Here is a 12,576-nt window from a genome sequence, read left to right as displayed (position 1 = left end):
GCGTGCGCTGGGGACGGATCGCGACGCACCGCCCGCCGACGCGCGACGGGGACAGGCCCCCTACAGGACCGGCGGGTACAGGAAGAGCGGGACCTGGGCGGTGGGGAAGGTGCGGGTCACGTAGCTGTGCTTGCCGCCGTAGTTGTACTCCTCGAGGAGCACCGTGCCGTCGTCGTTGACCTTCTGCACGTACGAGACGTGGTTGTAGGTCCACCACGCGACGCAGCCGACGATGGGGACGCTGCTGGTCGCCCAGCCCTTCGCGGCCCAGTTGTCCGGCCACTCGTAGGCGCTGCCGCCGAGCGGAGTGATGTTGCCCCAGGTGTACTTCCACGGCGCGGAGGTGCGGCCGGCGTCGCGGTTGAGGCGCCAGGCCACGAAGTCGACGCACTCACGGTAGTAGTAGCCGAGCGGCGAGAGTCCGCCGCCGTCGTCGTCGATGGTCTGGTAGGGCCACGGGTAGTCGTCGCCGACCGCGCGGGTCTGCACGGTCGAGAACTCGCCGCCGTTGGATCCGGAGAGCACGGCCGCCTGGCGGCTGGCCTCGTCGAGCTGCGCCTGGGTCGGTGCGGCGAAGGCGTCGCGGACGGCGGTCTGGCCGGCGGCGTCGGAGGAGACGGTGAGGTTCTGGAGGCCGACCCGGTTCGCGGCGGCGCGGCCGGTCGCGGTGGCGGAGGAGCTGCGGGCGCCGTACGCGGGGATCGCGGCCGTGGCGAAGAGGCCGCCGACCACCGAGAAGGTGCCGAAGGCCAGGGCGCGGCGGCTGAGGCCACGGGCCCGGGCGGATTCGGCGACGCGGGGAGCGACGGGGCGGGAGGCGGACGCGCGACGCGGAGAGGCCGGGATCGACCGGGAGGCGGGGGAGGCGACGGCGGGGACCTCGACCGACACGGTCGGAGCGGGCGCCACGGCCGATGCGGCGTCGACGATGAAGTCCGCGGAGTCGTCAGCGCCTGCGGAAGCGGCGGAGTCGTCCGATCCGCTGCCCTCGACCGCGGCACCGGCGGTCGCCGCGCCCGTCTCCGTCTCGGCCCGGGCCGCACGGCGCTCGGCCTCGCGGGCCTCGCGCCGGGTCGGGGGTGCAGTGGTCGGGGTGCCGGCACTCTCCTCAGGGGTGGGAATGCCTGGCTTCGACACGCGTGCGTTCTCCTCGGATGACGGTGGTGACGGGGGGTCGGGGGCCGGTGGGGATCCGGCGACGAGCCACTCTAGCCCGAGGCCCGCGCATAACGGAACGATCACGACGGATCCGGCACGGATGCTCCGACCGCTCGCGCCCGTGCGGTGCCAGGATGGGGCGCAACCGGGAAGGAGCTCCTCATGACCGCACCCACCCCCACCGGGCCCGTCCTCGTCGGCATCGTCGACGGCCAGCGACCCGAGGTCCTGCGCACCGCCGCCCGCGTCGCCGCCGACGCCGGAGCCGCCCTGCTGCTCGTGTCGGTCTCGGCCGATCCGTACCTCGTCGGCGAGTACGTCGATCCGATGACCGGCGGCATCCCGCTCGGCTTCGTCGGCGCCGCGGCCGACCGCGGCGAGGGCCCGTCCCTCCCGCCCGGGCTCCGCGAGACGGTCGAGCACGAGCTGGACGGCAGCACCGTGCAGTGGTCGCTGCGCGCGGCACGGGGCGAGCCCGCCCTGGCGCTCGCCGAGGTCGCCGAGGAGGTCGACGCGCGGATGATCGTGGTCGGCACCCGCGACGCGGGCGTGCTCGCGAGCATCGCCGAGTTCCTCAGCGGGAGCGTCGCCGCCCACCTCGCGCACCGCCAGCACCGCCCCGTGCTCGTCGTCCCGCGCGCCGACCGCGACCCGTCGCGCCCGGCGCCCTGGGACCTCGCGGAGTGACGCGACCCCTCCACCTGCGCCCCTCCGCGATCCTCCTCGTCGCGGCGGGTGGAGCCGTCGGCACGGCTGCGCGCGCCGCGATCGGCGCCGCACTGCCCCCGCTGGGCGTCGTGCCGGTCGCGACGCTCGCCGTGAACCTGCCGGGCGCGTTCCTCCTGGGCCTCCTGCTCGAGGCGCTGGCGCGGCGCGGGCCGGATGAGGGCGGGCGCCGCACCCTGCGCCTCCTGCTCGGCTCCGGCGTGCTGGGCGGATTCACGACCTACAGCACCTTCTCGCTCGACACGGTCGCGCTGCTCGAGGGCGGCCACGTCGTGGAGTACCTGCTCTACACCGGCGGCACGCTCGTGCTGGGCGTGCTCGCCGCGGCGCTGGGCATCGCTGTCGCGGGGCGGCGGAGGGCGGCGGCGTGACGCCCGGCCTACTGCTCGCGGTCGCTCTCGCGGGCGGAGTCGGAGCGGCCGCACGGCTCGTCGTCGACGGGGTCGCGCGGTCGCTCGTGCCGGCGCGCTGGCCGGTCGGCACCGCGCTGATCAACGTGAGCGGGTCGCTGCTGCTCGGAGTCGTCACCGGGCTCGTGCTGGCTGGCGTCCTCGACCCGGTGTGGCGGGCCGTGCTCGGGACGGGCGTGCTCGGCGGATTCACGACGTTCAGCACGGCGAGCGTCGAGACCGCGCGGCTCTTGCTCGGCCGGCGCTGGGCGGCCGGCCTGGGGTACGGCGTCGGCACGGCGGCGCTCGCCGTCGCGGCGGCCGCCGCGGGCCTCGCCCTGACGGGCGTCCGGCTGTCTTGAGCGGCGCGGTGGGCGCTCCGGAGCGGCACGTGGCTCCGCTCCTCACCGCCCTTCCCGGTGCCCACCCCACGCCCCTCCGCACCCGCCTCATCGACCCCGCCCCGTCACTCCTGATCCCCCCGCTCACGGGGCAAGCGCCCGCCGCCGCCCGCGAGCCGACGCGGATCCTCGCGCGGTGACCCCCGGTCGAGGGACGCCTCGACCTCCGGAGCATGGGTGAAGATGGGCGGATGACATCCGTGGGGGGCGTTCCGGAGCTCAGGCTGGCCGTCGTCGACGACCAGCCCCTCTACCGGCACATGCTGTCGTCGCTGCTGCGCGCGGTGCCGGGCGTGCGGAGCGTCGTGGAGGCCGGATCCGCCACGGAGGCGCGGTCGGTGCTGCGGCCCGCGGAGCTCGACGTGGCGATCCTCGACATCGAGCTCGGCGACGGGGACGGCATCGAGCTCGGGCGCCGACTGCGGTCCACCGCGCCGGGGCTGGGCATCGTCCTGCTCTCGGCCGTCGACGCGATGCACCGCTTCCTCCGCCTCGACCGCGCCGAGGCCCGCGGCTGGAGCTACCTCTCGAAGACCTCCTCCCTCACCGCCCCCGCGCTGCTCGCCTCCGTCCGCGCGACGGCGGACGGCCGCACCGTGCTCGATCCGGCGCTGGTCGCCGCCCGCGCGGCCCGCCGCGACTCCCCGGTCGCCGCGCTGAGCCCGCGCCAGTACGAGGTGCTCTCGGGTCTCGCATCGGGGCTGACCAACGCCGCGATCGGCGAGCGCCTCGGCATCGCGGTCCGCTCGGTCGACAACCACGTCAACGCCGTCTACGCGGGCCTCGGCGTGCGGTCGGACGGCGAGCGCAACCCGCGGGTCGACGCGACGCTCCTCTTCCTCGAGCACACCGGATGAGCGCCGGCCCGAGCGATACGCGCGAGGACAACCGCATCGTCCTCGGAGCGATGGCCCTCCTCGGCGGCGTCCTCTCGCTGCTGGCCGCGCTCCAGGCCGTCTTCGCGCTCGGGATGCTGTCGCGGACGCTGCGGGGCGTCGATCCGGGGCCGCTGCTCGACGTGACGACGCGCGTCCTGGTCAACGTGTCGACGATCGGGCTCGCGATCGCCCTGGTCGCGGTGCTGCGTCCCGAGCGCTCGACCGGCGGCGGCCGGGTGGCCCGGACGGCGGTCATCGCCGTGGGGATGGGACTCGTCCGCTGCTGCCTCCAGGTGCTGACCGGCGTCTACCCGCTCTCGGCCCTCCCCGCTCTCGCGGTCGAGCTGGTCGTCGGATCCACGGTGATCGCGCTGATCACGGCCTACGGCTACCTGCTCGTGCGCGCGGCGCGGCGGGTTCGCGAGAAGGAGCGGGAGCACGCCCGCGCCTCCGTGCAGGCGCTCGAGGCGGTGCAGGCCCTGCAGCGGGAGGAGCTGCGGGTGCGGCGCGACGTCGCGCAGAGCCTGCACGGCGGCCTCCAGAACGGACTCGTGGTGCTGACCGCCGAGCTGCACGCGGTCGCGAGCACATCCGACGAGGCGGCCTCGGAGCGGCTGCTCGCCATCGCCGCCCGGCTCGACCGGCTCCGCGAGGACGAGGTGCGCGCGGTCGGCCACGCCCTCTACCCGGTCGAGATCGACCACGGCCTGGTCCCCGCCGTCCGCGACCTCGTCGCGCGCCTCCCTCCCGAGATCGCCGTCGACCTCGACCTCGGCCGCATCCCGGCGCTCGCCGCCGAGGGTGCCGAGCCGCCGCTCGACCAGCGGATGCTCCTGGTCCGGTTCCTGGAGGAGGCGGTCACCAACGCGCTGAAGCACGGCGGCGCCTCCTCGCTGCGGGTGCGCGGCGACGAGGAGGCGGGCGTCGTGGTGCTCACCCTCGACGACGACGGCCGCGGACTCGTCGAGGGGTCGACGCGCTCGGGCCTGGCGCGGCTGGAGCGGCAGCTCGCGGTCTACGGGGGCTCGTTGGAGCTCTCGGACTCGCCCGTGCTGGCGGGGGCGCGGCTGAGGGCGCGGCTCCCGCTGTCCGACGCGGACGGCGGCGCGGCGGAGTAACGGGACGGGCGCTCCCGCGGTCCCTCGCGTCGAGCACAGGGCGGTCCGAGGGGCGGATTCACGCCGGATGGCGAGCCGTCTCCTCGTGCCCGCCCCTCACGCCGGGTAGACCAGCAGATCCTCCGGAGCGACGGTGAAGCCTGCCTCGCGTCCAGGCGCGAGGTCGAGGCGCGCCGCGTCGGCCGCCGGGACGTCGGCGGTCAGGAGCGCGCTGCGCACCCGCACCGCGTCTCCCCGCTGCTCCACATCGGTGATCACGGCGCGGAGGCCTCCCTCTCCGACGGAGACGGCGGAGGGACGGACCGCGGCGAGCACCGCGGCGCCGACCGCGACCGGCTCGGCCGCGACTCCGGACAGCTCGTGCCCGTCGGCGGTGCGCAGACCCGTCCCGGTGCGGACGCCCTCGAGCAGCTCGAGCCCGGCGAGCTCGGCGGTGAACGCGGTGCGCGGGCGGGTGAGGACGCGGGCGGTCGGCCCCTCCTCGACCACCCGGCCGCTGTGCAGCACCAGCACCCGGTCGGCGAGGGTCCAGGCGTCGAGCACGTCGTGGGTGACCACGATCGCCGAGCGGTCGGCGAGCACCTCGCGGAGCATCCGGCGGAGGACGGGGGCGGTCCGGGCGTCGACCGCGGCGAGCGGCTCGTCGAGCAGCAGGAGGCGCGGGTCGGTCGCGAGGGCTCGGGCGAGGGCGACCCGCTGCGCCTGGCCGCCGGAGAGGCTCCCCGGGCGCCGGTCGGCCAGGTCGGCCACGCCCGCGGCGGCCAGCTCGCGCTCGGCTCGCTCGCGCGACCGCGCCCGTCCGGCGCCGGCGCTGCGCGGACCGAACGCCGCGTTCTCGCGCACGCTGAGGTGCGGGAACAGCAGCGGATCCTGCGCCAGCAGGGCGACGGGGCGCCGGTGCGGAGGAGTCCACCGGCGGTCGTCGAAGAGCAGCGCGCCGCCGGCGGTCGCCCGCCCGGAGTCGGCGCGGACGAGGCCGGCGATCAGCTCGAGCACGGTCGACTTGCCCGCGCCGTTGGGCCCGAGCAGCGCGATCGTCTCGCCCTCGGCCACGTCGATCCGCACGTCGACCCCGCGCGCCGCGAGCCGCGCCTCCAGCAGCAGGCTCACCGCGGCACCCCCCGGGCGGAGCGGCCGTGCGCGAGACCGATCACGAGCACCGCGACCACCACGAGCACCAGCGCGAGGGCGACCGCCGCGTCCGGATCGCTCTCGCGCTGCAGGTAGATCTCGAGCGGGAGGGTGCGCGTCGTGCCCTCGAGGCTGCCGGCGAAGGTCAGCGTCGCCCCGAACTCGCCGAGCGCCCGCGCGAACGAGAGGATCGCGCCCGAGGCGAGGCCCGGCAGGATCAGCGGCAGCGTGATCCGCCGGAGCACCGTCCCGGGGGACGCGCCGAGCGTCGCGGCGACCGACTCGTACCGCGCGCCGGCGCTGCGCAGCGCGCCCTCGAGCGTCAGCACCAGGAACGGCAGGGCCACGAAGGTCTGCGCGATCACGACGGCGGTGGTCGAGAACGCGATGCGGACGCCGAGGGCCTCCAGCGCGCCGCCGAGCAGGCCCATCCGCCCGAAGGTGAAGAGCAGCGCGAGCCCGCCGACCACCGGCGGGAGCACCAGCGGCAGCAGCACCAGCGAGCGGAGCAGGCGCTGGCCGGGGAAGGCCGTGCGGGCGAGCACGAGGGCCATCGGGGTGCCGAGCAGCAGGCACAGCAGGGTCGCGACGGCGGAGGTGCGCAGGCTCAGCAGGAGCGCGGCGACGGAGGAGTCGGAGGTGATCAGCGGCAGGAACTGCGGCCAGTCGACGCGGGCGAGGATCGCGGCGAGCGGGAGCAGCACCAGCAGGGCGCCGAGCGCGGCGACGGCCACGACCCAGCGCGGCAGGCCGGACCCGGTGCGCATCAGCCGCGGGCGAGCGGCGTCTCGACGATGACCGTGGTCGCCTTGACCACCGCCACCGCGGGAGACCCGGGCTCGAGCCCGAGCTCGCGGACCGCTTCGCTGCTCATCAGCGAGACCACGCGGTGCGGACCGCACTGCAGCTCGACCTGCGCCATCACGGTGTCCATCACGATGCCGGTGACGATCCCGACGAAGCGGTTGCGGGCCGAGCGCGCGACCGGGGACGGATCCTCCGGCAGCACGGCGTTCGCGCGGGCGAGCCGGGCGACCTCGAGGCCGTCGACGACGCGTCTCCCGGACGCGTCCTTCGCGCTCTCGAGAGTCCCGTTCTCGATCCAGCGCCGCAGCGTGTCGTCGCTCACGCCGAGCGCGGCGGCGGCGTCCCTGATCCGTATCTGCGGCATGGAGTCGATCCTACGTCCGCGGCTGAGCCTGTGCCGTGCCCGTCTCCTCTCCACGAGATGCCGCTGCGGTGCGCCTCCTGCGGTGTGCCGCGTACCCGCACGGCATCTCGCGGAGAGGGAGGAGAGGACGGCGGAGGGACGGGCGCTGGGGATCCCGGGCCCCGCGCGCAACCCCCTGGAGGACCGGCGGGAGCACGACGCACGCTGAAGAGACGACGACACAGGAGGCGGCATGCGCGCGATGGTCTACCGGGGCCCCTACAAGGTCCGCGTGGAGGAGAAGGACCGGCCGAGGATCGAGCACCCGAACGACGCGATCGTCCGGGTGACGCTGGCGGCGATCTGCGGATCCGACCTGCACCTCTACCACGGGCTGCTCCCGGACACCCGGATCGGCCACACCTTCGGCCACGAGTTCATCGGCGTGGTCGACGAGGTCGGCTCGTCGGTGCAGAACCTCAGCGTCGGCGACACGGTGATGGTCCCCTTCACCATCTACTGCGGCTCCTGCTGGTTCTGCTCCCGCGGCCTCTACTCCAACTGCCACAACGTGAATCCGAACGCCACCGCGATCGGCGGCATCTACGGCTACTCGCATTCGGCGGGCGGCTACGACGGCGGGCAGGCGGAGTACGTGCGCGTCCCGTTCGCCGACGTGGGCCCGACGAGGATCCCCGAGTGGCTGCCGCACGAGGACGCCCTGATGCTCACCGACGCCTTCTCGACCGGCTACTTCGGCGCGCAGCTCGGCGACATCGTCGAGGGCGACACGGTCGTGGTGCTCGGAGCCGGACCGGTCGGCCTGGCCGCCGCGCGCTCCGCCTGGCTGATGGGCGCCGGCCGCGTCATCGTCGTCGACCAGATCGACTACCGCCTCGCCAAGGCCCGCGACTTCGCCTTCGCCGAGACCATCGACTACACCGAGGAGGACGACCTCGTCGTCACCCTCAAGAAGACCACCGGCGGGCTCGGCGCCGACGTCGTGATCGACGCGGTCGGCGCGGAGGCCGACGGGAACCTCCTCCAGCACGTCACCGGGGCCAAGCTCAAGCTGCAGGGCGGCTCGCCGATCGCGCTCAACTGGGCGATCGACGGCGTCCGCAAGGGCGGCACCGTCTCGGTGATGGGCGCCTACGGTCCGCTCGCGAGCGCCGTCAAGTTCGGCGACGCCGTCAACAAGGGCCTCACGCTGCGGATGAACCAGGCCCCCGTCACCCGCCAGTGGCCGCGCCTGTTCGAGCACATCCGTGCCGGGCACATCACGCCCAGCGACCTGATCACGCACCGCATCCCGCTCGAGCACATCGCCGAGGGGTACCACCTGTTCTCGTCCAAGCTCGACGGCTGCATCAAGACCGTCGTCGTCCCGTAGGAGGATCCCGTGCCGTACACCGCCGACCGCCCCGTCCGCGTGCCGACCGCCGAGGAGCTGCGTGCCCGCATCCCGGGCTGGGGCGCCGACCTCGATCCCGCCGACCGGCCCGCCTTCCCCCGCGAGCGCAGCGACCTCGTCTCGGGCGCGCACTGGGAGCGTCCGGAGAGGATGCGGACGCACGGCCGTCGCGAGAAGAGCATCGAGCACCTCGAGCTGCCCGCCGTCTTCGGCACGGCGCAGCCCCTCCACGGCCTCTCGGGCGCGATCCGCCGCTACGCCTACGACCGGTTCAGCGAGGGGCGCCACGCGCACTGGCTGCTGCTCGTGCTGGGCGACCGGGTGGAGTCGACCGGGGCGCACCTCCGCTCGCTGCTCACGACGCGGCCGGACGATCCGATCACCGAGACCGGTGTGCTGGCCGAGGCGCACGCGCACCCGATCGCCTCGCGCCGCGGCCGGACCGACGTGCGCCACCAGATCCTCGACCCGCTGCTCGTCGGCGGTCCCTGGGTCCTCGCCGCCCTCGGCGCCGTGGCCGTCGCCCGCCGCCTCCTGCGCTGACGCCCGTTCCCCTCTCGCGAGAGGCCGCTCCGGTACGCCGCCGTCGGCGTGTCGCGGACCGGAGCGGCGTCCCGCGGAGGAGGACGCAGTCAGCGGCTGCGGGGTGCGGCGCCCGCGGTCGGCGCGGTGCGGGTGTCGACGCTCGCCGTGAGTGCCGCGGAGTAGCCGGACGCCGGGCTGCCGGACATCGCCGCGAGCTGCAGGGCTCCGCCGTCGTCGCCGAAGACGGAGTCGGTGTCCAGGCCGACCCGGGCGAGGTTCGCGGCCGAGCCCGCGTACGCATCGAGGGCGTAGACCGCGGTGCACGCCTCCTCCTGCAGGGCGACCTGCGAGGTCGCGATCGCGTTCGACGCGTCGGTGATCGAGTCCGCTCCCGGGTACACCTCGAAGTGGATGTGCGGCCAGCGGCCGGAGTAGCAGGCCGGGACGATCGAGGCGAAGGAGACGACGCCCGACGCGTCGGCGACCTGCACGCCACGGAGGTACGTCTCGTCCTCGACGCCGCTGGAGTACATCGAGTAGTCCCCGTTCGCGTCGCAGTGCCAGACGTACACGGCGGCTCCGGCGAACGGCACGTCCCCGTTCGCCGCGTCGAGGATCGTCAGAGTGAGCGCCAGGGGGACCCCGTCGGCCGTCGCGCCGCCGCCGATGCTGGTCCGCAGGTCGCTGCGGACGATCCCGGAGCGCTCGAGGACGTCGACCCCGTTCGAGCCGTCGCCCGGGTAGGGTCCGGCCGTCTCGTCGGGGATCTCGCCGGCGACCGCGGTGGCGGTCCCGGCCGTGGCGGTCGCGGTGGGAGTCGCGGCGGCGGTCGCGGCGGCGGGGGAGGCGGATCCCGATCCTCCGGTGGCGCACGCCGCGAGCCCGAGGGTCGCCGCCCCCGCGCCGACCAGCGTCAGCACGCCGCGCCGCGAGAAGAGGGTGCCCACGTCGAACGGGAGGCCCTGGTCGACCACCTCCTCCTCGGGGCGGTCGAGCCGGCGGCCCTCGTAGGCCGGTCCGTCGGGCGTGCTGCGGGGCTCCGGGATGCGGGTCATGGTCGTGCTCCTCGTCGATCGTGGTGTCCGTCGCGAGCAACCCTTGCGGCCGGGGCTCTGCGCCTCCGATGACCGTCCTACGACCCTCCTATGACCGACCTGCCGACCGCCGTGCAGGCCTCCTCCGACGCCGCGACGCCTCTCACGGTGCTCCGAACCCGGCCGCCGCGAGCACCGCGCGCCCGGCGTCGGAGGCGACGTACGCGACGAAGGCCGCCGCCGTGGCCGGGTCGCCCGCTCCGGTCAGCGCCGCGATCGGGTACGTGTTCACCGCCTCCGAGGCCTCGGCGAAGGGGATGCCGGTGACCGAGCCCGCAGCCCCGCGGACGTCGGTCGCGTAGACGAGCCCGGCGTCCGCCTCGCCCGAGGACACCTTGCCGAGCACGTCGGTGACCGACGACTCCTCGCTCACGGGAGAGATGTCGACGCCGGCGGCCTGCTCGACCGCGGCGGCCGCCGCTCCGCACGGCACCTGCGGCGCGCAGACGACGGTGGCGGTCCCGGGCCGGGCGAGGTCGGCGAGCGAGGCGACCTGCGCCGGGTTGCCGGGAGGCACGGCGATCTCGAGCGTGTTCGTGGCGATGTCGACCGGGTTCCCGTCGACGAGCCCGGCCTCGGCGACGGTGGACATCGTGCGCTCGTCGGCGGAGGCGAAGACGTCGGCCGGGGCGCCGTTGACGATCTGCGTCGCGAGGTCGGAGGAGCCGGCGAAGGAGAGCTCGACCTGCGCGCCGGGCTCGGCGGCCTCGAACCCCGTGGCGAGCTCGGTGAACGCGCCCTTCAGCGAGGCGGCGGCGAAGACCGTGATGGAGCCGCCGACCGAGGACGTCGCGCCGCCGGTGGCCGTATCGCCGGCGGGGGTCGACGGAGCGGAGCAGCCGGCGAGCAGGAGGAGCGCGGCAGCGGCCGGGACGAGGGGGAGCAGGCGACGATGCACGGGGACCTCCGGATCTGGGGTCCGCAGATGCGGCGGACAACTGATCTTAGGACCTCAGGTGCGGAGGCGGGCTGGGAGGAGGGCCTCACGTGCGGCGGAGAGACGATCCGAGGATCGGACCGGCCGGGCGACGCGCCTGCGCGAGGACCGACGGGCCGCGCGACGCACAGCGGCGGGCGGACCGCAGCCCTCCGGCTCCGGCCCGCCCGCCGCTCGTCGCGGCCGCCTCGACGGCGGTCCTCCGCTCAGCCCTGCGGCGGCGAGTAGAACTGGAGGTCGTTGCCCTCCGAGTCCTTGAAGGGGAGGATGCGGCCCCACTCGTGGTCGCTGATCTCACCCTCGATCGACGCGCCCCGCGCCGTGAGGCGCTCCAGCTCGTCCTCGATCGAGCCCTCGGGCTGGAACGAGATGACCGCCCCGCCCTGCTCCGCGACCGTGGCCGATTCGCGGGCGTTCAGGCCGATCATCAGCCCGCCGGCGTCCAGCTCCGACCAGTCGGCCGAGGTGTCCTTGACCTCGAGGCCGAGCGTGTCGCGGTAGAACGCGACCGCCCGCTCCATGTCCGTGACGGGGACCCAGACCGTTGCGACTCCTGATGCCATGTCGTGCTCCTTCGCTCGATGATGCCGTTCCTCCGACGCTAGGTCGGGGACGCCCGGAGCGGGGGCCCTTGCGCCGACGCGCGGAGGCTGCTCTCGCGCGGCGCCTCTCCGCCGAGGCACCGCCCCTCGCCGGCGTCTCGGCGCGCAGCGGGACGTCTCCGCCCGGCCTCCTCGCGAACGCTCCCCGCCTCAGCGCTCGGCGACGAAGCGGTGCACCACCGCGAGGTCCTCGTCGCCGAGGCCGGCGTCGACCAGGTCGCGGAACACGGTGCGGAGCGTGCCGAGCAGCGGAGCGGAGGTGCCCGTCGCCTCCGCCTCGTCGGCCGCGGCCCGCAGGTCCTTGTCCATGAAGGAGGCGACGCCGGTCGGCGTGTAGTCGCGGGCGACCAGGGCGGCGCGCTTGGTCTCGAGCACGCGGCTGCCCGCGTAGCCGCCCTGCAGCAGGGCGAGCAGCGTGTCGAGGTCGAGGCCGGAGCGCTCGGCGATGACGGCGGCCTCCGCGATCGCGGTCATGGTCGCGGCGACGACGAGCTGGTTGCAGGCCTTCGCCACCTCGCCGGCGCCGAGCGGCCCGAGGCGGACGGCGGTCCCGCAGGCGGACAGCACGGGCAGCACGCGGGCGACGTCCTCCTCCGCTCCGCCGGCCATGATCGAGAGGGTCCCCGCCTCGGCGCCCTCGGTGCCGCCGCTGACGGGGGCGTCGACGAGGCGGAGCCGCGGGTGGCGTCCCGCCAGCTCGCGCAGGCCGGTGGCGGACACGCTGGAGCAGACGACGAGCACGAGGTCCGACCCGGCGGCGAGCACTCCCTCTTCTCCCTCGAGCACCTCCTCGAGCTGCGGCAGGTCCGGCACCATCACGATCAGCACGTCCGAGGCGGCGGCGAGCGAGCGGGCGGAGTCGTGCCACTGCGCCTCGGGGACGGCGCGGCGGGCGCGGTCGGCGGACGCGGGGCGCGCCGTGATCCCGAGCGGGACGCCGGCGGCGACGAGGCGCCGGGCCATCGGGGCGCCCATGCTCCCGAGCCCGATGAAGCCGGTGCGCGCGGGCGGGAGGGCGGCGGTCGTGGTGTCCGGCATGCGCCCAGCATATCG

15 protein-coding genes are annotated in these 12,576 nt (G+C 75.2%); 7 read left to right on the top strand and 8 right to left on the bottom strand.

Features of this window, described 5'->3' with window-relative positions:
* Positions 1-60: 60 nt before the first annotated feature.
* Positions 61-1,137: a CHAP domain-containing protein gene (locus C5C25_RS05660; RefSeq protein ID WP_104249998.1), complete on the bottom strand. Its 1,077-nt coding sequence runs from the start codon at positions 1,135-1,137 to the stop codon at positions 61-63.
* Positions 1,138-1,320: 183 nt separating this feature from the next.
* Here C5C25_RS05660 and C5C25_RS05655 point away from each other — a divergent pair, with 183 nt between their 5' ends.
* The 5 genes from C5C25_RS05655 (at position 1,321) to C5C25_RS05635 (ending at position 4,670) form a co-directional block, all read left to right on the top strand.
* Positions 1,321-1,845, top strand: coding sequence for a universal stress protein (locus tag C5C25_RS05655; protein WP_104239244.1), 525 nt, complete (start codon positions 1,321-1,323; stop codon positions 1,843-1,845).
* Positions 1,842-2,255, top strand: coding sequence for a CrcB family protein (locus tag C5C25_RS05650; RefSeq protein WP_104249997.1), 414 nt, complete (start codon positions 1,842-1,844; stop codon positions 2,253-2,255). The genes C5C25_RS05655 and C5C25_RS05650 overlap by 4 nt, the downstream gene beginning before the upstream one ends.
* Positions 2,252-2,635, top strand: a complete 384-nt coding sequence (locus C5C25_RS05645) for a CrcB family protein (RefSeq protein WP_104249996.1) — start codon at positions 2,252-2,254, stop codon at positions 2,633-2,635. Before C5C25_RS05650 ends, C5C25_RS05645 begins: the two co-directional genes overlap by 4 nt.
* A gap of 230 nt (positions 2,636-2,865) precedes the next feature.
* The gene (locus C5C25_RS05640) at positions 2,866-3,531 is read left to right on the top strand and encodes a response regulator transcription factor (RefSeq protein ID WP_104249995.1); all 666 of its coding nucleotides are present in this window, start codon (positions 2,866-2,868) and stop codon (positions 3,529-3,531) included.
* Positions 3,528-4,670: a sensor histidine kinase gene (locus C5C25_RS05635; RefSeq protein WP_104249994.1), complete on the top strand. Its 1,143-nt coding sequence runs from the start codon at positions 3,528-3,530 to the stop codon at positions 4,668-4,670. The genes C5C25_RS05640 and C5C25_RS05635 overlap by 4 nt, the downstream gene beginning before the upstream one ends.
* A gap of 96 nt (positions 4,671-4,766) precedes the next feature.
* Here the strand turns inward: C5C25_RS05635 and C5C25_RS05630 are convergent, their stop codons facing one another.
* Genes C5C25_RS05630 through C5C25_RS05620 form a run of 3 tightly spaced genes read right to left on the bottom strand, consistent with a single transcriptional unit; the run spans position 4,767 to position 6,972 of the window.
* The gene (locus C5C25_RS05630; RefSeq protein ID WP_104249993.1) at positions 4,767-5,780 is read right to left on the bottom strand and encodes a sulfate/molybdate ABC transporter ATP-binding protein; all 1,014 of its coding nucleotides are present in this window, start codon (positions 5,778-5,780) and stop codon (positions 4,767-4,769) included.
* Positions 5,777-6,568, bottom strand: a complete 792-nt coding sequence (locus C5C25_RS05625) for an ABC transporter permease (RefSeq protein WP_104222446.1) — start codon at positions 6,566-6,568, stop codon at positions 5,777-5,779. The genes C5C25_RS05630 and C5C25_RS05625 overlap by 4 nt, the downstream gene beginning before the upstream one ends.
* The gene (locus C5C25_RS05620) at positions 6,568-6,972 is read right to left on the bottom strand and encodes a molybdopterin-binding protein (RefSeq protein WP_104222447.1); all 405 of its coding nucleotides are present in this window, start codon (positions 6,970-6,972) and stop codon (positions 6,568-6,570) included. Before C5C25_RS05620 ends, C5C25_RS05625 begins: the two co-directional genes overlap by 1 nt.
* Positions 6,973-7,204: 232 nt before the next feature.
* Between C5C25_RS05620 and C5C25_RS05615 the strand changes: the two genes are divergently transcribed.
* Positions 7,205-8,344 (top strand): zinc-dependent alcohol dehydrogenase, encoded by a 1,140-nt coding sequence (locus C5C25_RS05615; protein ID WP_104249992.1) that lies wholly within the window; start codon positions 7,205-7,207, stop codon positions 8,342-8,344.
* 9 nt (positions 8,345-8,353) lie between these two features.
* Positions 8,354-8,908, top strand: coding sequence for a hypothetical protein (locus C5C25_RS05610; RefSeq protein ID WP_104233517.1), 555 nt, complete (start codon positions 8,354-8,356; stop codon positions 8,906-8,908).
* Between the two features lie 89 nt (positions 8,909-8,997).
* Here C5C25_RS05610 and C5C25_RS05605 read toward each other — a convergent pair whose 3' ends face one another.
* From C5C25_RS05605 to C5C25_RS05590, 4 genes are all read right to left on the bottom strand, one after another.
* The gene (locus C5C25_RS05605) at positions 8,998-9,945 is read right to left on the bottom strand and encodes an intradiol ring-cleavage dioxygenase (RefSeq protein ID WP_104249991.1); all 948 of its coding nucleotides are present in this window, start codon (positions 9,943-9,945) and stop codon (positions 8,998-9,000) included.
* A 142-nt stretch (positions 9,946-10,087) separates the two neighbouring features.
* Complete coding sequence (modA, locus tag C5C25_RS05600) at positions 10,088-10,882, bottom strand: molybdate ABC transporter substrate-binding protein (RefSeq protein ID WP_104249990.1); 795 nt, start codon at positions 10,880-10,882, stop codon at positions 10,088-10,090.
* A 245-nt stretch (positions 10,883-11,127) separates the two neighbouring features.
* On the bottom strand, positions 11,128-11,484 hold the full coding sequence (locus C5C25_RS05595) for a VOC family protein (RefSeq protein WP_104222452.1): 357 nt from the start codon (positions 11,482-11,484) through the stop codon (positions 11,128-11,130).
* A 189-nt stretch (positions 11,485-11,673) separates the two neighbouring features.
* Positions 11,674-12,561, bottom strand: coding sequence for an NAD(P)-dependent oxidoreductase (locus C5C25_RS05590; protein WP_104249989.1), 888 nt, complete (start codon positions 12,559-12,561; stop codon positions 11,674-11,676).
* Positions 12,562-12,576 lie beyond the last annotated feature (15 nt).

The sequence above is a fragment of the Rathayibacter sp. AY2B9 genome (assembly GCF_002931595.1).
Lineage (GTDB): Bacteria > Actinomycetota > Actinomycetes > Actinomycetales > Microbacteriaceae > Rathayibacter.
The sequence above is the reverse complement of the archived record's forward strand: the minus strand, read 5'-3'. Positions and strand labels throughout refer to the sequence as shown.

What these genes read in the sequence shown, in the direction of transcription:
- C5C25_RS05655 (WP_104239244.1), top strand. Translation starts at nt 1,321, where the DNA reads ATGACCGCACCCACCCCCACCGGGCCCGTCCTCGTCGGCATCGTCGAC.
- C5C25_RS05640 (WP_104249995.1), top strand. Translation starts at nt 2,866, where the DNA reads ATGACATCCGTGGGGGGCGTTCCGGAGCTCAGGCTGGCCGTCGTCGAC.
- C5C25_RS05635 (WP_104249994.1), top strand. Translation starts at nt 3,528, where the DNA reads ATGAGCGCCGGCCCGAGCGATACGCGCGAGGACAACCGCATCGTCCTC.
- C5C25_RS05625 (WP_104222446.1), bottom strand. Translation starts at nt 6,568, where the DNA reads ATGCGCACCGGGTCCGGCCTGCCGCGCTGGGTCGTGGCCGTCGCCGCG.
- C5C25_RS05620 (WP_104222447.1), bottom strand. Translation starts at nt 6,972, where the DNA reads ATGCCGCAGATACGGATCAGGGACGCCGCCGCCGCGCTCGGCGTGAGC.
- C5C25_RS05615 (WP_104249992.1), top strand. Translation starts at nt 7,205, where the DNA reads ATGCGCGCGATGGTCTACCGGGGCCCCTACAAGGTCCGCGTGGAGGAG.
- C5C25_RS05605 (WP_104249991.1), bottom strand. Translation starts at nt 9,945, where the DNA reads ATGACCCGCATCCCGGAGCCCCGCAGCACGCCCGACGGACCGGCCTAC.
- C5C25_RS05595 (WP_104222452.1), bottom strand. Translation starts at nt 11,484, where the DNA reads ATGGCATCAGGAGTCGCAACGGTCTGGGTCCCCGTCACGGACATGGAG.
- C5C25_RS05590 (WP_104249989.1), bottom strand. Translation starts at nt 12,561, where the DNA reads ATGCCGGACACCACGACCGCCGCCCTCCCGCCCGCGCGCACCGGCTTC.